General features: G+C 65.7%; 20 protein-coding genes. 10 read left to right on the top strand and 10 right to left on the bottom strand.

All coding sequences use genetic code 11. The annotated features are described in order from the left end of the window. Positions 1-83: 83 nt before the first annotated feature. The 6 genes from otsA to P2869_RS04180 all read right to left on the bottom strand — a co-directional run bounded on the left by otsA (position 84) and on the right by P2869_RS04180 (position 4,887). Positions 84-1,520 (bottom strand): alpha,alpha-trehalose-phosphate synthase (UDP-forming), encoded by a 1,437-nt coding sequence (gene otsA, locus P2869_RS04205; protein ID WP_026121336.1) that lies wholly within the window; start codon positions 1,518-1,520, stop codon positions 84-86. Positions 1,521-1,704: 184 nt separating this feature from the next. Then, entirely contained in the window at positions 1,705-1,932 is a 228-nt protein-coding gene (locus P2869_RS04200) for a hypothetical protein (RefSeq protein WP_026121335.1), read from the bottom strand. 150 nt (positions 1,933-2,082) lie between these two features. Beyond that, entirely contained in the window at positions 2,083-2,295 is a 213-nt protein-coding gene (locus P2869_RS04195) for a hypothetical protein (protein ID WP_017774285.1), read from the bottom strand. A 166-nt stretch (positions 2,296-2,461) separates the two neighbouring features. Then, positions 2,462-3,865, bottom strand: coding sequence for a sigma 54-interacting transcriptional regulator (locus P2869_RS04190; RefSeq protein ID WP_017774284.1), 1,404 nt, complete (start codon positions 3,863-3,865; stop codon positions 2,462-2,464). Between the two features lie 344 nt (positions 3,866-4,209). After that, positions 4,210-4,473, bottom strand: a complete 264-nt coding sequence (locus P2869_RS04185) for a hypothetical protein (protein WP_126878443.1) — start codon at positions 4,471-4,473, stop codon at positions 4,210-4,212. 96 nt (positions 4,474-4,569) lie between these two features. Further along, positions 4,570-4,887 (bottom strand): DUF883 family protein, encoded by a 318-nt coding sequence (locus P2869_RS04180; protein ID WP_126878442.1) that lies wholly within the window; start codon positions 4,885-4,887, stop codon positions 4,570-4,572. 493 nt (positions 4,888-5,380) lie between these two features. Here P2869_RS04180 and P2869_RS04175 point away from each other — a divergent pair, with 493 nt between their 5' ends. The 3 genes from P2869_RS04175 to P2869_RS04165 all read left to right on the top strand — a co-directional run bounded on the left by P2869_RS04175 (position 5,381) and on the right by P2869_RS04165 (position 7,825). Beyond that, positions 5,381-6,421: a sigma-54 dependent transcriptional regulator gene (locus P2869_RS04175; protein ID WP_126878441.1), complete on the top strand. Its 1,041-nt coding sequence runs from the start codon at positions 5,381-5,383 to the stop codon at positions 6,419-6,421. Between the two features lie 310 nt (positions 6,422-6,731). Beyond that, entirely contained in the window at positions 6,732-7,244 is a 513-nt protein-coding gene (locus P2869_RS04170) for a hypothetical protein (protein WP_277598050.1), read from the top strand. Further along, a complete protein-coding gene (locus P2869_RS04165; RefSeq protein ID WP_277597554.1) occupies positions 7,241-7,825 on the top strand; it encodes a hypothetical protein in 585 nt (194 codons plus the stop codon). The genes P2869_RS04170 and P2869_RS04165 overlap by 4 nt, the downstream gene beginning before the upstream one ends. 183 nt (positions 7,826-8,008) lie before the next feature. On the opposite strand, the gene P2869_RS04160 is transcribed toward P2869_RS04165, so the two are convergent. Continuing rightward, positions 8,009-9,358 (bottom strand): nitrate/sulfonate/bicarbonate ABC transporter ATP-binding protein, encoded by a 1,350-nt coding sequence (locus tag P2869_RS04160; protein WP_017774278.1) that lies wholly within the window; start codon positions 9,356-9,358, stop codon positions 8,009-8,011. A gap of 23 nt (positions 9,359-9,381) precedes the next feature. Next, positions 9,382-11,133, bottom strand: coding sequence for an ABC transporter permease subunit (locus tag P2869_RS04155; RefSeq protein ID WP_277597553.1), 1,752 nt, complete (start codon positions 11,131-11,133; stop codon positions 9,382-9,384). A gap of 761 nt (positions 11,134-11,894) precedes the next feature. Between P2869_RS04155 and P2869_RS04150 the strand changes: the two genes are divergently transcribed. Both P2869_RS04150 and P2869_RS04145 read left to right on the top strand, forming a co-directional pair. Beyond that, entirely contained in the window at positions 11,895-13,583 is a 1,689-nt protein-coding gene (locus P2869_RS04150; RefSeq protein WP_277597552.1) for a sensor domain-containing diguanylate cyclase, read from the top strand. Between the two features lie 207 nt (positions 13,584-13,790). Next, a complete protein-coding gene (locus P2869_RS04145; protein ID WP_017773215.1) occupies positions 13,791-14,057 on the top strand; it encodes a hypothetical protein in 267 nt (88 codons plus the stop codon). A gap of 129 nt (positions 14,058-14,186) precedes the next feature. Here the strand turns inward: P2869_RS04145 and P2869_RS04140 are convergent, their stop codons facing one another. Next, positions 14,187-15,512 carry an ATP-binding protein gene (locus P2869_RS04140; protein ID WP_017773214.1) on the bottom strand — a complete coding sequence of 442 codons (1,326 nt, stop codon included), beginning with the start codon at positions 15,510-15,512 and terminating at the stop codon, positions 14,187-14,189. After that, the gene (locus P2869_RS04135) at positions 15,496-16,227 is read right to left on the bottom strand and encodes a response regulator (protein ID WP_017773213.1); all 732 of its coding nucleotides are present in this window, start codon (positions 16,225-16,227) and stop codon (positions 15,496-15,498) included. The genes P2869_RS04140 and P2869_RS04135 overlap by 17 nt, the downstream gene beginning before the upstream one ends. Positions 16,228-16,450: 223 nt before the next feature. Here P2869_RS04135 and P2869_RS04130 point away from each other — a divergent pair, with 223 nt between their 5' ends. The 5 genes from P2869_RS04130 to P2869_RS04110 all read left to right on the top strand — a co-directional run bounded on the left by P2869_RS04130 (position 16,451) and on the right by P2869_RS04110 (position 20,705). Beyond that, the gene (locus P2869_RS04130) at positions 16,451-16,990 is read left to right on the top strand and encodes a periplasmic heavy metal sensor (RefSeq protein ID WP_277597551.1); all 540 of its coding nucleotides are present in this window, start codon (positions 16,451-16,453) and stop codon (positions 16,988-16,990) included. Positions 16,991-17,532: 542 nt separating this feature from the next. Continuing rightward, a complete protein-coding gene (locus tag P2869_RS04125; RefSeq protein WP_277597550.1) occupies positions 17,533-18,312 on the top strand; it encodes an ABC transporter substrate-binding protein in 780 nt (259 codons plus the stop codon). Positions 18,313-18,479: 167 nt separating this feature from the next. Then, positions 18,480-19,169 (top strand): histidine ABC transporter permease HisQ, encoded by a 690-nt coding sequence (gene hisQ / locus P2869_RS04120; protein ID WP_017773210.1) that lies wholly within the window; start codon positions 18,480-18,482, stop codon positions 19,167-19,169. Positions 19,170-19,178: 9 nt separating this feature from the next. Further along, on the top strand, positions 19,179-19,892 hold the full coding sequence (locus tag P2869_RS04115; RefSeq protein WP_017773209.1) for an ABC transporter permease: 714 nt from the start codon (positions 19,179-19,181) through the stop codon (positions 19,890-19,892). 24 nt (positions 19,893-19,916) lie between these two features. Continuing rightward, the gene (locus tag P2869_RS04110) at positions 19,917-20,705 is read left to right on the top strand and encodes an ATP-binding cassette domain-containing protein (protein WP_277597549.1); all 789 of its coding nucleotides are present in this window, start codon (positions 19,917-19,919) and stop codon (positions 20,703-20,705) included. The last annotated feature ends 582 nt before the right edge of the window (positions 20,706-21,287 follow it).

Below are 21,287 nucleotides of genomic sequence, written 5' to 3'. Positions count from 1 at the left end.
TTTGGGTAGCCCGTTGCTGGCCGTTACGTGGCTATAGAGCGCCTATCAAGCGCCTATCTATCAAGCGACCATCACGCGAGGCGTCAAGCCGCTTTGGCGTGAGCGAGCTTGATGGGCTGCTTGACTGCCTTCGCCGTCACCGACGCCGCCGTCGCCACGTTGCGCAGGTCCGCGAGGAAGGTATCGCGCCACACCGAGAGATTGTTCTCGCGCAGCGAAGTCATCATGTCGGCATGCCGCGCCTGACGCTCGGCAAGCGGCATCGAGAGCGCACGTTCCAGCGCCTCAGCCGTCTGCGAGAGATCGAACGGATTCACGACGAGCGCGCCCGGCATCTGCTCGGCCGCACCTGCGAACTGCGAAAGCACGAGCACGCCCGGGTCCGACGGGTCCTGCGACGCCACGTACTCCTTCGCGACGAGGTTCATGCCGTCGCGCAGCGGCGTCACGTAGCCGACCTGCGAGGTACGGAAGAGCGCCATCAGCAGGTTGCGTTCGTACTTGCGGTTGAGGTACTGGATCGGCGTCCAGTCGAGCTGCGCGAAACGTCCGTTGATACGCCCCGCCTCGCCCTCCAGGTTCTGGCGGATGCGCTGGTAGGTCTGCACGTCCGAGCGCGTAGGCGGCGCGATCTGGACGAGCGAAACGCGCCCATGCCAGCCCGGCGCGTTCTGCAGCAGCCGCTCGAAGGCCTGGAAGCGCTCCGCGAGACCCTTCGAGTAGTCGAGCCGGTCCACGCTCATGATCAGCTTGCGGCCGCGCAAGCCGTCGCGCAGGCTGCGCACCGCCTTGCGGTCGCTGTACTGCATGGCGGCCTTCGCAATCGCATCCGGATAGATGCCGATGGGGTAGGCGGCCACCTTCAGCAGACGGTCGTAGGCGTGCAGCATGCCGTCCTCGCTCGCGGAGCCGTGGTGCCCGCGCTCGATGAAGTCGATGAACGACTGGCGGTCCGCCTCGGTCTGGAAGCCGACCACGTCGTAGTCGCACATGAAGTGCACCAGTTCCTCGTGCGGCGGCACGGTGCGCAGCACCTCGGGCACGGGAAACGGAATATGCAGGAAAAAGCCGATGGGGTTGGTCACGCCCAGATTGCGCAAGCAGCGAGCGAACGGCAGCAGGTGATAGTCGTGCACCCAGATGATGTCGTCCGGGCGAATCATCGCGACGAGGCGTCGCGCAAGCGTTTCGTTGACGCGCAGATACCCCGCGTAGTCCTCGCGCTCGAAGTGCGAGAGATCGTTCCGGTAGTGGAACGTCGGCCACAGCGTGGTATTAGAAAAGCCGCGGTAATACTGGTCATAGTCGCGCCGCGTGAGTCCCACGGTCGCGTACGTGACGTTGCCCTGCTGCTCGATGACGGGCTCCGACGATTCGCCGACGATCTCGCCACTCCAGCCGAACCAGACGCCGCCTGTTTCCTTGAGCGCGTCCAGCACGCCGATAGCAAGACCGCCGGCGGAAGGTCGCCCCTCCTGAGTCGGCGCAACACGATTCGATACCACGATTAGTCTGCCCATGCAGCAGTACCTCCTTTCTCGTTGCATGCGGGATGCCCGCCGAACACACGCAATTCGCGTGCCGCCTTGCCCGAGAAAGAAAAATAAAACCCCAAGGCGCGGGCACGCCCAAGCGGATTCGTGCCGCGCCGCCGCGCAGGGTGACAATAATTTTCTACGGGTACGACTGAAACGCGAATACGGCTCAGGCGTCCTGCTCGGAGCCCAGATCCCGCTGGTAGTCGAGACCTTCGGGGCGTGCCCCGCCCTGGTTGTGCTCGCCGTCCGCAGGTACACCGGGCGCGGGGCGGTTTTGCGCCGCCGGGTCGCTCAGCTCCGGCGGCGGGCCGCCCAGTACACCTTGTTGTGCGCCGTCGCGCGCGTTGCGCTTGCCCGAATGGCGTGCGGAACGCCGCAATGCAGGGTGTCTCATGATTGAAGCCTCCAGATGGAAGCGGTCACCCAGGCGGGTGACATCCTTTCAGTCTAGGTGCGGCAAGCGAAATTGCCGGTAAAAAAGTTGGGCTGCTTTGTAACAAGTACATCAATTCGCATCCGACGGCCGATGGGGCCACACCAGCATTTACACAACGCGAAGTTCGGCGCCCCTATCGACTCCGCCGATTTTCGGCGCGGCGTGCGGCACCTCTCCCGGCTGGGCGGGCGGGTCGCCGATGGGCGGCGCCTCGGGTTCGTCGGGCTCGTGGGCGGGTTCAGGCGGCATGGGCGAGGGCTCGCCAGGCTCGGGCGGGTCTTCGGGCTGCGGGGTATGCGCACGCAGGGGCGTGGTGGCCAATGCGGGTCCTGGCCACCACGCCGGTTGCGGCATGCGAGGCAATGGAAGGTGACGCAGCATGTCGGGCTCCTTCGTCGTGTCCGTCGTCGGTGAACTGAACGATGCACGACGCGTGCCCCAGACGACGCGCGGCACGCTGCTCTTGCGAACGTGCCGCGCGCAACGCTCACACGTTGGCGCGCCCCACCGTCTGCGATTCGTCGCCTGCTTCGCCTTCTGCGGGCTTCGTGTCGTTGCCGTACTCAACGAGCCGGTTGTAAAGCGTCTTCAGGCTGATGCCGAGAATCTCCGCCGCGCGCGTCTTCACGCCGCCGCACTGCTCGAGCGTGGCAAGAATCAGTTGCCGGTCGGCTTCGGCGAGCGACGTGCCGAACGGAATCGTGATCGCGGTACCCGCCGAAGGCTTCGCAATGGAGATCTGCAACGGCACGACGGCGGTGGCGTCCGAATCCGCGCTCGACATGATGTGGGCGCGCTGCACGTAGTTCTTGAGTTCGCGCACGTTGCCGGGCCACGGGTACGAAAGCAGCATTTCCTTCACCGCGGGCGGAAAGTGCTTGCGCGTACCGTACCGCTCGTTGAGCTCGTCGAGAAACGCCTGGGCGAGCAGCTCGACGTCTTTGCCGCGCTCGCGCAGCGGCGGCAGGCTGATGGGAAACACGTTGAGCCGGTGATAAAGGTCGAGCCGCAGCTTGCCCTCCACGACGGCCTGCTCGGGGTCGCGGTTGGTGGCCGCGATCAGCCGCACGTCCGTCTCGATTTCCTTTGTCGTGCCCACGCGCATGAACATGCCCGTTTCGAGCACGCGCAAGAGCTTCACCTGAAGCTCCACGGGCATCTCGGTGATCTCGTCGAGAAACAGCGTGCCACCGTTGGCACGCTCGAAGTAGCCCTTGTGCTGGCGGTCCGCGCCCGTGAACGAGCCGCGCTCGTGGCCGAACATCTCGGACTCGATGAGGTTCGGCGAAATGGCGCCGCAATTCACGGCGAGAAACGCGTGCTTGCGACGCAGGCTCAACTGGTGCACGGTCTGCGCGGCCACTTCCTTGCCGGTGCCGGACTCGCCCACGAGCATCACCGACGCGGCGGTGGGCGCCACCCGGCTGATCTGGTCGTAGACCTCCTGCATGGCGGGCGAGCTGCCGAGCATCAGCCCGAAGCGGCCCATGCGGCGCAGTTCGCCGCGCAGCGTGCCGATTTCGGCCTTGAGGTCGCCGGGCCGCGGCAGGCGGCTCAGAATCGCCTTCACGCGCTGCATGTTGATGGGCTTGACCAGGTAGTCGGTCGCGCCCATTTTCAGCGCGCTCACGGCGGACTCCACCGTGGCATGGCCGGTGATGACGATGACCTCGACACCCGAGGTGGGATCGAGGTCTTCGAACAGATCGACGCCGCTGCCGTCGGGCAGCTTGAGGTCGGTGAACACCACGTCCGGGGTCTGGCGCACGAGCTGGATGCGGGCCTCGCGCAGGTCGCCGGCAAGCGCGGTCGTCAGACCGTCTTGCGCGATGATGGCGGCCAGCGCCTCGCGGGTATCGGAATCGTCGTCGACAATCAGTACGTGTGACATCGCTTCTCGTCAGTGTTGTGAACATGAGCGAACCGGGATGCGGCGGCAGCGCGGAAACCTGCCATCCGGACAGGCTCCGGATGCTTCCACGCCCAACTGAAGCGTTGCCGCCTTCGGCTCTTGAAACGCGCGGCAGCGGTGGCCGCGCGGCGGTTTCGGGACGTCGCGATTTGCGAAAATTCGCCCCGTTCGGCGCATCACTTCAGCAATGAATTCGCGAAAACGGCATGCACCACAGCATGCAGCGCCACGAACTTAAACATTGTAAGACGATATCGACGGGGCTGTAACAACCCCGCGTACCGAACGGCGCTGCGTTCTCGCGATGTTGTCGCAGCGCTCGCTCAGCCGCGCGGGAACGGCCATGCGTCCCTGCGCGCCGAGTGATCTTCGCCGTTTGCCATCGCGTGCTGCGCTGCCATCGAATGGGCCGGTGCCTGCTGGGTTGCATCCGTCGTATTGACGAGCGCGCCGCCCTCTTCCTCCCAGCGGCTCAGGTCGCGATTGAGCCACGCCTGCGAGGCGCGATGCTTCTGCGCCCACCGCCACGCCAGCACGCCGCCCACGGCAACCAGGGCGCCGAATATGCCGATTTTCTGTCGAGCCATGGGTCTGGTCATCTCCTGCTCCTTCGTGTGCGATATCGGATGAGCCCGCGTGCATGTAGCGTTGAGCCGGAAGCAACCGGCCTTGCCGACGCGCCCTCAACTCGCCACGAGCACGCCCAGCAAAAAGCCGGCGCCGGCGGCCATGGCCAGCGACTGCCACGGGTTGCCGCGCACATAGCGCTCGGTACGCACCGTGGCCGCCCGATACTGGCGCTGCGCCGCGGACTGCGTGGTGGCGAGCGTGTCCTGCAGCGACTCGACGTGCATGCGCAGACGTTCGCGCAGCGCCTCCACGCCTTCGCCCGTGAGCGACGCGGTGAGCCGCAGCATCTCTTCGGAGTCGGTCAGCAAAACGCGAAGGTCGTCGACGACCTTTTGCCTGCCCAGCGCGAGTTGCTCGGTGGTTGGGGACATCGGGGATGACATCGTGGCGGACATCGGACTCCTCCTTCGTTCGGTTTCAGTCGTTGTTTCAGTAGCAGCGTTGCAGCAGGACCTGCGCCTGCCACATGTGCCGGCGAACGTGTCCGGTACTTTTCTGTCGATCGTTTTGCGCGTGACGAGTTCCGCACGAGGGCACCCTCACCCCTGTGCGGCACGCCAAAACGGCAAACCTTGCCTGAGCGCAGAACGCCGCGCAGTCAATGTTGCCGCACCGCGCTGCAACGATTCGGCCTTTCGCGTTCGCGCGTCGCCTTTCGTTCGCGCCGCGGAGACGGTACGTTGCGGCGCGCGTCTGGCCAGTGGTTAAATGTTTACGAGATTCGCGCGGCAAGCCGCCCATGCCGAAGAGGCAAGGAACGATCCCGGCCCGCCGCCGCGCCCGCGAATGCCGCGCAGACGCCACGAAGAAACGACAGTGACGATGCGTCGCGGCAAGAACCCTTTTATGCGGAATACCTTCACCATGCCGTCAATCGAGCTGGAAACGCCCATCACCGACCGCGCAGCGGCCGGGTCGGCGAACCCGCGCGCCGCAGCGCTGCAGTCGTACGGCTTGCTGTACGGCTCGTCGCCGGCAATGCAGGAGTTGTACGAGCAGATCGAACGCGTGGCGAGCACCGATGCAACGGCGCTCATCATCGGCGAATCGGGCACGGGCAAGGAACTGATTGCGCGCACGATCCACGAGCAGAGCACGCGCAAGGACGCGCCCTTCATCGCCGTGAACTGCGGCGCGATTCCGGACGAGCTCATCGAGGCCGAACTGTTCGGCCACGAGAAGGGCAGCTTCACGGGTGCGATTCAGGGCCGCGTGGGCTACTTCGAACATGCGAACGGCGGCACGCTGTTTCTGGACGAGGTGACGGAAATGACGCCGGTGCGCCAGGTCAAGCTGCTGCGCGCGCTGGAAACCGGCACGTTCTATCGCGTGGGCAGCAGCGAGGCGAGTTACAGCGACGTGCGCGTGATCGCGGCCACCAACCGCGACCCCGTGACGGCGGTCAAAGAGAACGGCCTGCGCGAGGACCTGATGTACCGGCTCGCCGTGTTCCCGCTGCGTGCGCCGCCGCTGCGCGAACGCGACGGCGATCGCGAACTGCTCGCCCAGCACTTCCTCAACGAACTCAACGAGCGCGAAAACACGCAGAAGGTGTTCAGCAAGCGGGCGCTCGAGACGGTGCGCAGCTGGTCGTGGCCTGGCAACGTGCGAGAACTCAAGAACGCGGTGTATCGCGCATTCATCCTCGCCGAGAAGGTCGTGGAGATTCCGCACCCGCACCTCGTATCGCGGGTCAAGAAGCCCGTCACGCAGGGCGACGCGATGAGCGTGTGGATCGGCACGCCGCTCGCCGACGCGCAAAAGCAGATCATTCTCGGCACGCTCAAGTATTGCGGCGGCGACAAGCGCCGCGCGGCGCGCGCGCTCGGTGTCAGTCTGAAGACGCTCTACAACCGGCTCGGCGCGTACGGCAGCGAGGAACGCGAGGGCGAAGAAGAAGCGTAAAGGTGTTTAAAAGATGCGGGGCGGCTGCCCACCGCGCCGCACTTTTGTGAAACGCAGCGGTCCGCGGTCACACGCGCGTGTGCAATGCACGCCCTTTTGCAATTGCTTGCATTTTTTCTATGTCGCTCACACTTCGCGTATTGCACAATGCTGCACCGTGAGAAGTGCGCGGCATACCGGCTCATGCATTTGAGCCTGTAAAACAAGGCCCGCGCGCACGATACGGCCACGGGAAATGTTAAAAAGAAACCTTCCGATGCAGCGCATCACGCGCTGTCGCAACACACCGCACGCCCTGCGCCGCGCCCTGATGGCCGGCGCATTCTGCACCACACTCGGCACCGCGATGCTCAGCGGCTGCAGCTCGATGTATTCCGAAGGCGCCACAGCGGGCGCCGGTATCGCAGGTGCCGCGCTCGCCAGCAAGGTGACGCGCAACGCGGCCGTCGCGACGGGCATCGGCCTCGGCACCGTGGCAGCCGCGAAGGCAGGCGTCCAGTACTCCGAACGCATCGTCCATCGCGACACGCAGGACACCATTGCACGTGCAGCAGGCGGCCTCGACGTGGGCGCCGTCGCGCCGTGGTCGGCTACGCATTCGGTGCCCATCGAAGACGACGAGCGTGGCCGCGTCACCGTGAGTCGCACCATCAGCAGCGGCACGCTCGATTGCAAGGAGATCGTGTTCTCGGTCGATACGGCCGCGAAACAGAATGCGCCTTCGTCAAGCGCGTTCTACGTGGCCTCTATCTGCCGCGACGGCAACACGTGGAAGTGGGCCTCTGCCGAGCCCGCCACCGAACGCTGGGGCGCGCTGCAATGACGCGCGGCCTGCCCCGATGGCATCGTCAGGCACCTCCGGCCGGACACGAAGAAAGACGAAGCACGGCGCGCGCGATACGCCTCGCTCGCATCGCGGCCACAGCCGCGTTATGCGCAGGCGCGACGCTGGTCGTAAGCGGCTGCGGGTCGATTGGCGCCGCGAGCGGTGCGGCGGCGGGTGCCGCGTCGGGCCTCGTCACGGCCAACCCGGCAGTGGGTATCGGTGTGGGCATCGCCGTTCAGGCGGCCACCGACGAAGCCGTGAACCGCTACCTGCGCGAAATGCACGGCGACCAGCAGAACATGATTGCGTCGCTCGTGGGTTCGATGCCGGTCGGCAATGCGAAGCCATGGCGCGTGAAGCACACGCTGCCCATCGAGAATGGTCACGGCGAAGTACGCGTCACGCGGGCGTTCACGTCGGCGCTCGCCATCTGCAAGGAGTTCGTGTTCTCGGTGGTGGATGGCGACGACGCGAACGCGCCGACGCACTGGTTCACCGGCAGCGCGTGCTTGCAAGACAAGGGTTGGAAATGGGCGTCGGCAGAACCGGCTGTGGAGCGCTGGGGCGCGTTGCAATAACGCAACGTGCTTCGATGGGTCCGCGGTTCCGCTGATGGCGGCCGTGCCGCGAAGAAGCGGATAAAGCAAAAGGGCTGCACGTGTACGACGTGCAGCCCTTTTCTGGCGGGCGCCGGGCCGCACGAAGCTCGCGCGGTTTGCGGCCTCGACACGGGTTAGCGCACCGGTCGCGTCAGTCCCGCCTCAAGCCTCCACATCCTCCAGACTGAAGATTTCGGTCTGGTCGTTATACGAGAAGATCTCCGCATAACGGCTCCAGTCGATCACCGTATCGAGCGTCTCCTCCGCCGCCTGGTCCGACAGGAAGTCTTCCAGTTCCTGCTCGAAGCGCACGCGCGGCGCGCGGTGACCCGGCCGCTCGTTGAGCACCTTCCGGATCCGCGCGGCCAGCGGCACGTTGCGCAGCAGGTGCTCCGCGAACATCATCTTGCGCTCCTGCGTGCCGAACTCCGCGAACACCCGCCCCGGCGGCGTCAGGAACACGTCCCCCTCGCGCACGTCCGCAAACCCCAGGTGCTGCAGCATCTCCGCGATCGGAAACAGGTCGTCCACCTCCAGGTGCAGCGAGCGCGCAATCTCCGGCATGTCCGCCCGCCCGTGGTACGGCGGCATCGCCAGCGTCTCGATCAGCCCCGCCATCAGGTTCGTCGACACCTGCGGCAGCCAGCTGCCCAGCTCCAGCTCCTTCTTGCCCCAGCCGCCCGTCTGCCGCGCCGTCATCTTCGCGTAGATGTCGTCCACGAGGCGCCGGAACGCCGGGTCCAGCCGGTTGCGCGGATGTCTGAACGGCACCCTGATCTCCGCCAGCACCCGCCCCGGGTTCGACGACAGCACCAGGATCCGGTCGCACATGAACACCGCTTCCTCGATGTTGTGCGTCACGATCAGCACCGAGCGGATCGGCAGCCGCCCCTGCGTCCACAGGTCCAGCAGGTCCGTGCGCAGCGTCTCGGCCGTCAGCACGTCCAGCGCCGAGAACGGCTCGTCCATCAGCAGCAGCGTCGGGTCCACCACCAGCGCCCGCGCAAACCCCACCCGCTGCCGCATGCCCCCCGACAGCTCCCGCGGGTACGCGTTCTCGAACCCGTCCAGACCAATCAGGTCGATCGCCGCCAGCGCACGCTCCCGGCGCTCGCGCGCCGCCACCCCGCGTGCCTCCAGCCCCGCCTCCACGTTCTGCAGCACCGTCAGCCACGGAAACAGCGCAAACGTCTGGAACACCATCGCCACGCCCTCGGCCGGCCCCTTCAGCGGCCGCCCCAGGTACTCCACCTCCCCCGAGGTCGGCTCGATCAGCCCCGAGATGATGCGCAGCAGCGTCGACTTGCCTGAGCCCGAGCGGCCCAGCAGCCCCACGATCTCCCCCTCGCGCAGCGTCAGGTTCGCGTCGTCGAGCACCAGCAGCTCGCCCTGCGCCTTGTTGAAGCCACGGCTCACGTGCTTCACGTTCAGGATCTCGGCGCCCGGCACCGGCGCCACGTTCGCCGCAGCGGTCTGTCCGCCCGCGGCCGTTACAGTTTTCGGTTCCTGCATGATTCGCTCTCCGCTTCGCCCATTCAGTCGAGCCGCAGCCTCGACCCGGCGTACGCGTACAGCGGACGCCACAACAGCCGGTTGAACAGGGTGACGAACAGCGACATCACCGCCACCCCAAGGATGATCTTCGGGAAGTCCCCGTCGGCCGTGGTCTGCGCGATGTACGCCCCCAGCCCGTGCGCCACCAGCTTCGTGTCGCCCCACTGCACCGCCTCCGCGACGATGCTCGCGTTCCATGCCCCGCCCGAGGCCGTGATCGCCCCCGTGATGTAGTACGGCAGCACGCCCGGCAGCATCGCCTGGCGCCACCACTGCCAGCCGCGGATGCGGAAGTTCGTGGCCGCCTCGCGGTAGTCGTTCGGATACGCGCTCGCGCCCGCCACCACGTTGAACAGGATGTACCACTGCGTGCCCAGCACCACCAGCGGCGAGAGCCAGATGTCCGGGTTCAGGTGAAAGCGCACGATCGCCATCACGAACACCGGAAACAGCAGGTTGGCCGGAAACGCCGCGAGGAACTGCGCGAGCGGCTGGATCTTCTGGGCCAGCGCCGGGCGCAGCCCGATCAGCACCCCCAGCGGCACCCACACCAGCGACGACAGCGCGATCAGCACCACCACCCGCAGCAGCGTGATGAAGCCCAGCACGAACACGTGCAGCACCTCGTCCATGCCTACGCCCGTGTGCACGTACGCAATCACCCGGTACAGCACGTAGGCGGTGAGCAGCACCACGACGATGCCCCACACGATGTCGGCCGTGCGCGTGCCCAGCGTGCGCGTCACGCCGAACGGGCTGGGCCGCTCGAACGCGGGCAGCTTGAGCGGCACGCGCGCAAGGCGCGCCAGCAGCCAGCCGAACGGCACCAGCATGCGGTGGATGAGCCGAGTGCGCCGGATCAGGTCCAGCAGCCAGGAGCCGGGCGCCGTGCCCGAACTGGTGGTCTCCATGCGGAACTTGTCGGCCCAGGCCACCAGCGGGCGGAACAGCAACTGGTCGTAGGCGAGGATCACCACCGTCATGGCGAGGATCACCCAGCCCACCGCGTGCAGGTTCTTCTGCGCGATGGCCTGCGCCAGGTACGCGCCGATGCCCGGCAGCGTGATGGTGCTGTTGCCCACCGTGATGGCCTCGGAGGCCACCACGAAGAACCAGCCGCCCGACATCGACATCATCATGTTCCAGATCAGCCCCGGCATCGAGAACGGCACCTCGAGCTTCCAGAAGCGCTGCCAGGCGGTCAGGTGAAAGCCGCGCGAGACCTCGTCCAGGTCGCGCGGCACGGTGCGCAGCGACTGGTAGAAGCTGAAGGTCATGTTCCAGGCCTGGCTCGTGAAGATGGCGAAGATGGCCGCCAGCTCCGCACCCAGCACGCGCCCCGGAAAGAGCGCGAGGAAGAACGTCACGGTGAACGAGATGTAGCCCAGCACCGGCACCGACTGCAGGATGTCGAGCACCGGCACCAGCACCATGCCCGCGCGCCGGCTCTTGGCCGCCAGCGTGCCGTAGGTGAAGGTGAACGCCAGCGACGCCACCATCGCCGCGAGCATGCGCAGCGTGGTGCGCATGGCGTACTCGGGCAGCATCGACGGCTCCAGCACGATCGCCTGGGTCTGCAGCGTGGACATCGGCGCCAGCGTCTGGTGAAAACCGATCGCCGCCATCGCGATCAGGCACAGGATCAGCGGGAACGCCACAAAGTCCCAGCCGTTCGGCAGCAGCCGCCACGCCGACGCGTTCGCCGTGCGGTTCAGGTTGAAGCTGAAGTCCATCTCAGCGTGCCTCCACAGATGCACCACCGTGATGGTCGCCCACGGTCGCGCAATTCCACGGCTCGTTCATCGAGCGGGATGCTGCGACAGGAAGCGTCGGGAAGCGGTCGGGAAAACAGCAATGAGACATGGCAAAACGCATAGGCGCGTCATCCGTTGCAGTTCGAGAAACACGTCGTTCCGGCCGGCGTTGCACGCCCGCACGGCACGCGAGACGCATGCGTCCTTCGCAGCGATCGGCGGCTTGCGCCTTGCCGGCGAGGCCCCTCGCGCGAGCCAGACAGCGTCTGCGGGGCTGCACTTCGGCGGCAGTTCGGCGGCAGTTCTTTAGGACCGCATGACACTACTACAACCTGTGTGACAGGCACAACCTCAAGGCACAACCTTGCTCCCGGAACCAACCACACGCAGACTGCGGGCACATCGCATGGCCGCGACATCGCGCTCCGACGTGGTTCTCGACTGTCGCTCTCGACCGCCACGCGAAAGCAAATGGAAAGGGCGCTCGCCGAAACGGCGTGGCGTAGCGTGACGCGCGATCCGAACCGCGCTGAGGCGCCCCGCCCATCCCGTACGCCATCGCAGAGGTAAAATCGCCGAGCGGGCTGCGGGCCCCGCCGGGCGACGGAGACACCCACGCGAGCGCGGCCCGCCAACACGAACACTCCGGCGTCATCGCTTCCGGGGCCCGGCAGGCCGGCGCGCGGCGGACGATCTCCCCCAGCCGCCTTCATACGGATACCAGACAGATCGAAAGGCCGATGAACAGGACATCCTTGCGCCAGCTGGCCGCACCGCTTGGCCTCGTGCTCGCGGCGATCCTCTGCTGGTTCGCCGCCGGTGCGATCGCCGACCGCATGGTCCAGCAGGAGCTCGCGGCCGCACTGCGCGCGCAGCGGCAGGTGACCTCTTCGATCGTCGATAACATGGCCGAGGTCATTGCGAGCGACCTTGCGCTTTCGCGCGCCATTCCATCGACGATGGCCGAGCTCGACGCCGTGCAGGACGTGCTCACCGCGGTCCGGCAGTACACGCCGGACGACGGGAAGTCCGATGCCGGACGGCTGGCGCAGCTTGCGGGCGTGCCGGCGCTCGCAGCGATCAATCGCTTCCTTCACGACGCACAGGGTTTCTCCGGGCTCGACGCCATCTGGCTCATCAACGGCAACGGCTTGTGCGTGGCATCGAGCAATGCGACCGGCGCTCACCCGTATATCGGCAAGGACATGCGCACCCGTCCCTACTTCGTCAGCACGCGTCTTGGCGCCTTCACGGAAGGCTACGGCGTGGGACGCCAGAGCGGCGACCCCGGCATCTTCATCGCCGCGCCGGTCTACGACGAAGGCATGCTCGTCGGCGCGGTGGTCGCGCGCATGTCGCTCTCGCGGCTGCGGCACTGGGTAGCGCATCCCGGGTCGTTCGTGACGGATCAGAACGGCGTCATCATCATGGCCAACGACAACCGGCTCGAAGGTCACACGCTGCCAAATGCCGCGGCGCTCACGATGAACCCCGGCGAACGCGTCAACATGTATCTGCGCGACCGGTTCCCGCCGCTCGAAATCCGCTCGCTCAGTGCGGACATGCGCGAAGAGGAACCCTGGGTGCCGACCGCGGCCGCCGCGCAGTTGTTCGACATGCCGCGGCACCGCACACCGGCGCTCTACGAATCGCGCGGCGGACTCAACTCCGGTCTGTCCGCCCATCTCGTCGATCCCATCGCCACCTGGCCCGAGCTGCATCGCTCGCACGGGCGCGACCGGCTGCTGGTATTCCTCACGCTCGTGGGCACGGTGACGCTCACGTGGGTCATCACGGTGTCGTGGACGCGCGAGCTGCGACACCATCGCGCCACACGCGACCTCGCCGAGCAGTTGCAGGCGGCCAACGCGCTACTCGCGGCCGAGGCGCGGCACGACGCGTTGACGGGCGCGCTCTCGCGTCGCTACTTTCTCGATTTGCTGCGGCACGAGATCGACCGGGCCCGTGCGAGCGGCGCACCGCTTTGCATGGCCATCGCGGATCTCGACCACTTCAAGCAGATCAACGACTGCTACGGCCACGCAGCCGGCGACCACGCGCTCGAGCATTTCGTCGACACGTGCCGCGCCGAGCTGCGCGGCACGGATGCGGTGGGGCGCCTGGGCGGCGAGGAGTTCGGCATCGTCCTGCCCTCGACGCGGCTTGCCGAAGGCATCGAGGTCATGGAGCGGCTGCGCAAACGGTTCAAGGGATCTCAGCCTGCGAAGCTGCCCGAGGACGTCGAGCTCGCGGTAAGCATCGGCATTACGGAGTACGCGCCCGACGATCCGCCGGAGCGCCTCATCAGCCGCGCGGACATCGCGCTCTATGCCGCGAAGTCGGCCGGACGCGACCGGACCGAGGCACGCGCGCCCGACGACAGCTCGCCGTCTCCGCGCACGGCTGCCAACGCGTCGTGGCAAGCGTAGCGGGAGCGTGCGAGGCGGTGCACGTGCAGTTCAACGGCAATGAGCGGCAGCGCGGCCCGACGACTACATGACCGCCGCCCTCCCGCTGCGCCGCGCCGATACCCGGCTCGCCGCTTTTAGCGGTTATCATCGGTCAGACATGAGGACGCAGCGGAGGGCGCCGCGCCCTCGCGCGATTCTCGTTGATACGTTCTATCGGAGGTGTGCATGAAGGGGAATCTGGTCATCGTCTGCCGCGACCAGGATGCTCACGCGTTCGACCAGTTGATGGCCGAATACGGAGCGTTCCAGACGCGCCTGTCGTCGACAGCGTGGTATCTGAAGCTCGACGTGGCGCCCGAAGTGGTTCAGGAGGAAATTCTGGCGCGTCTCGGCAAGTACACGACGAACTACATCTTCGAAGCCGACACGGTCACCTACAACACCGTGGACAGCGACGCCGCCTCTGCGCTCGATTCGCTGTTCTCGGAGTAGTCGCGCCGCGCGCACCTTAGGTCTCTCACGCGGCGCCCACTTCAGGCGCCTGCATCGGACACCTTCCAATCCAACTCGTCCAACTCGCCGTACCACACAACCAGAGGATGCAAGCCGCGGCCCGCGGCCTCACCAGGCGCCCTGCTGCGCCTCCTCTTTTTTCTCGCCACGCGGCATGGCGTCCTGCGAAAACGTCATCAGTGCACGCAGGCCGCCGCCTTCGTGGTTGCCAATTTCCCACTCACCGCCAGCACGCCGCACCAGCCGCTCCACGATGGCGAGCCCCAACCCGCTATGCCCGTTGCCGCCGCGCGCGGGGTCGAGCCGCACGAACGGGCGGCTTGCGTTGATGAGATCTTGCGGAGCGATACCCTTGCCGCTGTCGCTGACCGAAAGCGTGTAGCCGCCGGCCGTGCGCGCCGTGGCGACCACGACGGGCGGTGCGCCGTAGGCATGCGCGTTGTCGAGCAGGTTCGACAGGATGCGCTCCAGCGTGGCCGCCGGAAGCTTGAAGCCGCCGCCTGCTTCCAGCCGCATTTCGATCGCGGCAGCGCCGGGGGCAACGGCGCGGTACGAGCGCACCATGCGCCGGCACTGCTCGTCCACTTCCACCGGTTCGCTGCGGTCCGCGCCGTCGTGCGCAAAAACGAGGAACTGGTCGACGATGTGCGCCATGGAATCGACGTCGCGCACCACGCCGTCGCGCATGCGGGCTTCCTCCATCATTTCGGCGCGCAACCGCAGCCGCGCAAGCGGCGTCTTCAGATCGTGCGCGACGCCGGCCAGCATGACGGCGCGGTCGTTGTCCGTGCGCGCCACCTCCTGGACCATCTGGTTGAAGCCGTGCGTGAGCTGACGCAACTCGCGCGGCCCCCGCTCCGGCACGGGCGGCACGGGCAGCCCGCGGCCGAAGCGCGACACCGCCTGCGCAAGCGAGCGCAACGGCTGCTGAAGCTGCCACGCTGCCACGAGCGCGGCGATCAGCGCGGCCGAGAAGATGATGATGAACCACGGCACCATCTTTTCGATGGGCCTCAGCAGGCGCAACGGCTGCACCGGCACCACGATCCAGCTGCGATCGGCCGGCGAGCGCACCCACAGCGTGGGCGGATGTCCCGGCGTACCGACGCGCACGTCGGTGCCGGGCGGCATGCGGTCGCGCACGTCTTCGAGGAAGCGGCGCAGCGACGGCGGGAGGTCATCGGGATTGATGGGGACGTCGCGGCTGGTGGGGTCGACGAGCCGCACGCGCGAAGGCAACGGCTGATCCGGCGAGCGCGCGACGTGCTGCCGCACCGCCTCGACGAGAAAGGTGGCCTCTTCGACGGCATAGCGCGTCTGCAACTGGTTGCGTTCGAGCCGCATGAGCGCAAACCAGGCCACGTGAGACAGCAGCAGCACCCCGATGAACAGCAGGGCCAGCCGCCCGAACAGTGAATCAACCGGTCGACGCATGAGCGTTTGGCTCTCCGTCCGGCACAAAGACATAGCCACGGCCGCGCACCGTCTGGATGAAACGCGGCGTGGAAGGATCCGTTTCGAGGATGCGGCGCAGGCGCCACACCTGCACGTCGATGCCGCGGTCGGTGCCGTCGTATTCGGGACCGTGCAGCAGTTCGAGCAGGCGCTCGCGCGTGAGCGTGCGCATGGGGTGATTGACGAAAATCTTCAGGAGCGCGAATTCACTGCCCGACAGCGTGAGGGGACGGCCCTCCTGATGCAGCGCGCGCGACTGGAAATCCAGCATGAAACGGCCGAACGAGAACGGCTCGCGCTGCTCGGGCGCGGCGGCCGACGGCAGCGTGCGCCGGCGACGCAGCACCGCCTGCACGCGCGCGAGCAGTTCGCGCGGATTGAACGGCTTGCCGAGGTAGTCGTCGGCGCCGAGTTCGAGACCGACGATGCGGTCCACGTCGTCGGCGCGCGCGGTCAGCATGATCACCGGGATGTCGTCGCCCGAGGCGCGCAGCTTGCGCAGCGCCGTGAGGCCGTCCACGCCGGGCATCATCAGGTCGAGCACGATGAGGTCGGGGCGTTCGCGTTCGAGCCGGCGCTCCAGCGAGCCGGCGTCGTGCAGCACCGACACTTCGATGCCCTGTTTGACCAGATAGTCGCGCAGCAGGTCGCGCAGTTCTACGTCGTCGTCGACGACAAGGATTTGAGTAGCCATGGCGGAAGTTTATCGTGCGGCCCGTTACGTTTGCCCCCCGACTTTCCCCAAAGGGTTACGGGGCGTTACTACGAAAGGCTGGCGTAATGTCGCGTAACGACTCCGAACGGGGCCGTAACACGACGCATCGTGCGCCTCTCTACGCTGTGCATCACCGGTTGCGGAAATGCGCGTCCATTATTGCGCACCCGCTCCGACCGACGATCACACAAGGAGCATCACGATGTACAAGAAGCCCTCTCGCATTCTCGCCGTTGCCGCCGCCGCGCTGACGCTTTCGCTCGGCGCCGCTTACGCCCAGATGCCGCCGCCCGGTGGTCCTGGCGGCCCCGGCGGTCCGGGCATGCACGAGCATTTCATGAAAGAGCTCACGCAGGTACACGACCGCCTCAAGCTGAATGCCGACCAGGAAAAGCAGTGGCAGGCCGCCCTCGACACGATGAAGCGCGACCACGAAGCCCAGCGCGCGATTCACGAGAAGATGCGCCAGCAGTTCGACGCCATGAAGCAGCAGCCCATTCTCGATCTGAACGCCCTGCATGCGGCGCGTCAGCAGGCCGAACAGCAGAACGTGCAACTGCGCGAGGAAACGGCGCAGGCCTGGCTTGCGTTCTACAACGGCTTGAACGACCAGCAGAAGACGACGGTGAGCACGGAGCTCAAGACGCGCTTCGAGCGAATGGAAGCGCACCGCGAGAAAATGCGTGACCGTTGGGAGCATCGCCACGGCCCGGCGAGCGCGCCGGCGCCGGTCCAGCAGTAACGCTGTCCCGCGGCCGGGCACGCAAGGCATGCCCGGCCGCTGACGGACACGGCATCCCGGTTTCGTGACGGGGGCCGCCTTTCCGTTCCTCTCCTTCCCAGCCGCTTCGGCGCTCCAACGGTTGCGCCGGCATCCATCGGCGCACGTCCCCGCCCCACCATCGCCCGCCCTCTTCCGGCCCCATGCCGCCGCACTGGCACGCCCATCCTGTTCAGGTAAAATACCGCGCTTTTCGGCCTGCGCCGGCCTCGCGTCGCCTCATGCAGGCGCCGGTGCAAGACGGACCGAGCCGGGAGACGCCAGTTTAGCGCCCGCTTCGACGCGCCGCGAAGCTGGGCACGAAGCCGGGCGCAAAACCGGGCGCGAGCCGCGCCACGAGGCAAGGCCGCGGCCCATGACCGGACCGCGCATGCCGGCCATCCAGCAGGGCAAAAAAGCGGTGTCGCCAATTTTTGGCCGCCTAGAATAGCGGCGGCCGGTCACGAGCCGGCCGGGAGGGTGTCGCACAGCCACAGCGACAACCGCTCAGTATCAGGAGAATCATGAAGAAGCTCGCAGTTTGCGTGGCGCTTGCTGTCATGGCCACGGGGGCCATGGCGAAGGAATGGAAAACCGTGCGCATCGGCGTCGATGCCAGCTACCCGCCGTTCGAATCGAAAGCGCCCAACGGCCAGATGGTCGGCTTCGAGGTCGATCTCACACGTGCACTGTGTGCGCGGATGAACGTGAAATGCGTCTGGGTGGAGCAGGACTTCGACGGGATGATCCCCGCCCTGAAAGCGAGGAAATTCGACGCAATCGTGTCGTCCTACACCGTTACCGGGCAGCGCCGCCAGCAGATCGCCTTCTCCGACAAGATGTACGATGCGCCCGCCAGGATGGTCGCCAAAGCCGGCTCGCCGCTTTTGCCTACGGCCGCATCGCTCAAGGGCAAGCGCGTGGGCGTCGAGCAAGGCTCGACTCAGGAGGCGTACGCCAAAGCCTGGTGGGAGCCGAAGGGCGTGACAGTCGTCACCTATCCGAATCAGGATCAGGTCTATGCGGACCTGCTCTCGGGACGGCTCGACGCGACGCTGCAGGACGAAGTGCAGGCCGACGCCGGCTTCCTCAAGACGCCGCGCGGCAAAGGCTTCGCCTTCGCCGGTCCCGAAGTGAAGGATCCGAAGACGATCGGCGAAGGTACGGCGATCGGTCTGCGTCCCGAAGATATCGAATTGAAGGCGATGCTCAACACGGCGCTGGCCGAAATCCATCAGGACGGCACGTTCCGCAAGCTCGCGAAGCAGTACTTCGACTTCGACATCTACCCGGGAATTCAGTAGCACCCGCGCCCGGGCGAGCACCGATGGTGTTTCGTGCGGGGGCGGTAATAAAGTCCACGACACCGTTTCGCCGGCAACGGCGGAGCACCCCTGGTTTCATTTGCACAGCGGCACGCGAAGTGCCGCGTCTTTCGCGGCGCGCCTGACGTGCCGTCAAGGACCTCGATATGCTCTTTCAAGGCTACGGCCCGCTGATCCTCGCCGGCACATGGCAGACCGTCAAGCTCGCAGTTCTTTCGCTGGCGCTTTCGTTTTTGCTTGGCCTCCTCGGCGCGGCAGCGAAGCTCTCCAAGAACCGGCTCTCGCACGGCGTGGGCACGCTCTACACCACCCTCATTCGCGGCGTGCCCGACCTCGTGCTGATGTTGCTGCTCTTCTATGGCATCCAGATCTGGCTCAATAACCTGACGGACATGCTCGGCTGGGACCAGATTGACATCGACCCCTTCGCGGCCGGTGTCATCGTGCTCGGCTTCATCTACGGTGCGTATTTCACCGAGACGTTCCGCGGCGCGTTCCTCGCCGTGCCGCGTGGCCAGCTGGAAGCCGGCCACGCCTATGGCATGACGGGCTGGCAGGTATTCCACCGCATCATGTTCCCGCAGATGATGCGCTTCGCGCTGCCCGGCATCGGCAACAACTGGCAGGTGCTGGTGAAATCGACGGCGCTCGTCTCGATCATCGGCCTCGCCGACGTCGTGAAGGCCTCGCAGGATGCCGGCAAGGGCACGCTGCGGTTCTTCTTCTTTACGCTGCTTGCAGGGGCAATCTACCTCGGCATCACGACGGTTTCGAACTTCGTGCTCATCTACCTCGAAAAGCGCTACTCGACCGGCGTGCGCAAAGCGGAACTCTAAGGCGAACCTATGCTCGAGCTGATCCAGCAATACTGGCGCAACTATCTCTACACCGACGGCTACCGCTTCACCGGCGTCGCGATCACGCTGTGGCTGCTCGTCGTTTCCATCGGACTCGGCTTCTGCCTTTCGGTGCCGCTCGCGGTGGCGCGTGTGTCGAAGAAGAAATGGCTCGCGGGCCTCGTGTGGCTCTACACCTACATCTTTCGCGGCACGCCCCTCTACGTGCAGTTGCTGCTCTGCTATACGGGCCTCTACAGTCTCGAGATCGTCCGCTCGCACGAGCTCACCAACGCGTTCTTCCGCGAGGGCATGAATTGCACGCTGCTCGCTTTCACGCTCAACACCTGCGCCTACACGACGGAAATCTTCGCCGGCGCCATCAAGGCCACGCCCTACGGCGAGATCGAGGCGGCCCGCGCCTACGGCATGTCCACCTTCACGCTGTACCGGCGCGTGATCCTGCCGTCGGCGCTGCGCCGCGCGTTGCCCTACTACAGCAACGAGGTGATCCTGATGCTGCACGCCACTACGGTGGCGTTCACGGCCACGGTGCCCGACATCCTCAAGATCGCGCGTGACGTCAATTCGGCGACCTATCAATCGTTCGGCGCGTTCGGCATTGCCGCGCTGCTCTACCTCACCATCTCTTTCACGCTCGTGTGGCTGTTCCGCCGCGCCGAGCACCGCTGGCTCGCTTACCTGCGACCGCAAGGCAAGTAATCAGACGCCCGCACAAGGACTTCGATGGATTCCCAGACGCACAAGCAGAAGCTCTTCGTCGATACGCTGCACAAACAGTACGGCGACAACGAAGTATTGAAAGGCGTGTCGCTCAAGGCGAACGCCGGCGACGTGATCAGCATCATCGGCTCGTCCGGTTCGGGCAAGAGCACGATGCTTCGCTGCATCAACTTTCTCGAACAGCCCAACGCGGGCCGCATCTTCGTGGACGGCGAAGAAGTGCGCACGCTACAGGACAACCGCTCCGGCGCGCTGCGCGTGTCGGACCAGAAGCAGCTGCAGCGCGTGCGCACCAAGCTTTCGATGGTGTTCCAGCACTTCAATCTGTGGGCGCACATGAACGTGCTCGAAAACATCGTGGAGGCGCCCGTGCACGTGCTGGGCGTGCCGCGCCGCGAGGCGGAGGAGCGCGCACGCACGTATCTGGAGAAGGTGGGCCTCGCGCCGCGCGTCGAGAAACAGTACCCGTCGCATCTGTCGGGCGGCCAGCAGCAGCGCGTCGCGATTGCGCGGGCACTCGCCATGCAGCCCGACGTCATGCTCTTCGACGAACCGACGTCGGCGCTCGACCCGGAGCTCGTTGGCGAAGTGCTGAAGGTGATGCAGACGCTCGCCGAAGAAGGCCGCACGATGATCGTCGTGACCCACGAAATGGCCTTCGCGCGCAACGTATCCAACCACGTGATGTTCCTGCACCAGGGTCGCGTGGAGGAGGAAGGCCACCCTACCGAGGTGTTCGGCAATACGAAGAGCGAGCGTCTCAAGCAGTTCCTGTCGGGCAGTCTCAAATAGCGGGCCGCGCGACGGTATGTCGCCGGTCTGAAGACCGTACGTCGTCCTTGTTGTCTTGATACGGGGAGGCGAATGTAGTCAATGTAGTTTTACAAGGCGCTTACGGCGCCTTTTCTTTTGCTCCGCGTCCCTTCCGCTCCCCGCGCAGGAAGACCCCAAAAGCCGCCGCAAACCCGCCAAAACCGGCCCAAACAGCCGTTCTTTCGCACTACTCCGGGAGTTTTCTGGCGTCAATACAGAGAATCCTGAACGCCCCCTGTCAAAAGCCGTGAGTCCTTTATCAGACAAGGCCTGGCGGAATTTTCACTGCTGTTGTCAGGCGTCCCGCAGCATCGATCTATTGCAATTTGACGACACCTGACCGAAGTCACGCGAATTTGTTCGCCCGGGCGAGTCTTTTTTGCTAAATTAGTAACCAAAGTAGCAAAACAAAGTTGATTAAAAGTAGTTTCACTTCAAAAACGGAGGAGACACCGGTCAACGCAGGATCGGCATGACGGGATAAGAGCCAGTTGTCTGGCCGCGTCATACCACAGCGATCCTCAGTGCACCGTCTCCCAATTCCGGTTCCTGTTCGCCGCG

Origin of the sequence: Paraburkholderia sp. SUR17 (assembly GCF_029536165.1) — a bacterium.
GTDB lineage: Bacteria > Pseudomonadota > Gammaproteobacteria > Burkholderiales > Burkholderiaceae > Paraburkholderia > Paraburkholderia kururiensis.
This window is presented reverse-complemented; position numbering and strand designations above follow the sequence as displayed.

What these genes read in the sequence shown, in the direction of transcription:
- P2869_RS04190 (WP_017774284.1), bottom strand. Translation starts at nt 3,865, where the DNA reads ATGTCACACGTACTGATTGTCGACGACGATTCCGATACCCGCGAGGCG.
- P2869_RS04125 (WP_277597550.1), top strand. Translation starts at nt 17,533, where the DNA reads ATGAAGAAGCTCGCAGTTTGCGTGGCGCTTGCTGTCATGGCCACGGGG.
- P2869_RS04145 (WP_017773215.1), top strand. Translation starts at nt 13,791, where the DNA reads ATGAAGGGGAATCTGGTCATCGTCTGCCGCGACCAGGATGCTCACGCG.
- P2869_RS04200 (WP_026121335.1), bottom strand. Translation starts at nt 1,932, where the DNA reads ATGAGACACCCTGCATTGCGGCGTTCCGCACGCCATTCGGGCAAGCGC.
- P2869_RS04165 (WP_277597554.1), top strand. Translation starts at nt 7,241, where the DNA reads ATGACGCGCGGCCTGCCCCGATGGCATCGTCAGGCACCTCCGGCCGGA.
- P2869_RS04130 (WP_277597551.1), top strand. Translation starts at nt 16,451, where the DNA reads ATGTACAAGAAGCCCTCTCGCATTCTCGCCGTTGCCGCCGCCGCGCTG.
- P2869_RS04180 (WP_126878442.1), bottom strand. Translation starts at nt 4,887, where the DNA reads ATGTCCCCAACCACCGAGCAACTCGCGCTGGGCAGGCAAAAGGTCGTC.
- P2869_RS04110 (WP_277597549.1), top strand. Translation starts at nt 19,917, where the DNA reads ATGGATTCCCAGACGCACAAGCAGAAGCTCTTCGTCGATACGCTGCAC.
- P2869_RS04150 (WP_277597552.1), top strand. Translation starts at nt 11,895, where the DNA reads ATGAACAGGACATCCTTGCGCCAGCTGGCCGCACCGCTTGGCCTCGTG.
- P2869_RS04175 (WP_126878441.1), top strand. Translation starts at nt 5,381, where the DNA reads ATGCCGTCAATCGAGCTGGAAACGCCCATCACCGACCGCGCAGCGGCC.
- P2869_RS04160 (WP_017774278.1), bottom strand. Translation starts at nt 9,358, where the DNA reads ATGCAGGAACCGAAAACTGTAACGGCCGCGGGCGGACAGACCGCTGCG.
- hisQ (WP_017773210.1), top strand. Translation starts at nt 18,480, where the DNA reads ATGCTCTTTCAAGGCTACGGCCCGCTGATCCTCGCCGGCACATGGCAG.
- otsA (WP_026121336.1), bottom strand. Translation starts at nt 1,520, where the DNA reads ATGGGCAGACTAATCGTGGTATCGAATCGTGTTGCGCCGACTCAGGAG.
- P2869_RS04135 (WP_017773213.1), bottom strand. Translation starts at nt 16,227, where the DNA reads ATGGCTACTCAAATCCTTGTCGTCGACGACGACGTAGAACTGCGCGAC.
- P2869_RS04170 (WP_277598050.1), top strand. Translation starts at nt 6,732, where the DNA reads ATGGCCGGCGCATTCTGCACCACACTCGGCACCGCGATGCTCAGCGGC.
- P2869_RS04155 (WP_277597553.1), bottom strand. Translation starts at nt 11,133, where the DNA reads ATGGACTTCAGCTTCAACCTGAACCGCACGGCGAACGCGTCGGCGTGG.
- P2869_RS04185 (WP_126878443.1), bottom strand. Translation starts at nt 4,473, where the DNA reads ATGGCTCGACAGAAAATCGGCATATTCGGCGCCCTGGTTGCCGTGGGC.
- P2869_RS04115 (WP_017773209.1), top strand. Translation starts at nt 19,179, where the DNA reads ATGCTCGAGCTGATCCAGCAATACTGGCGCAACTATCTCTACACCGAC.
- P2869_RS04140 (WP_017773214.1), bottom strand. Translation starts at nt 15,512, where the DNA reads ATGCGTCGACCGGTTGATTCACTGTTCGGGCGGCTGGCCCTGCTGTTC.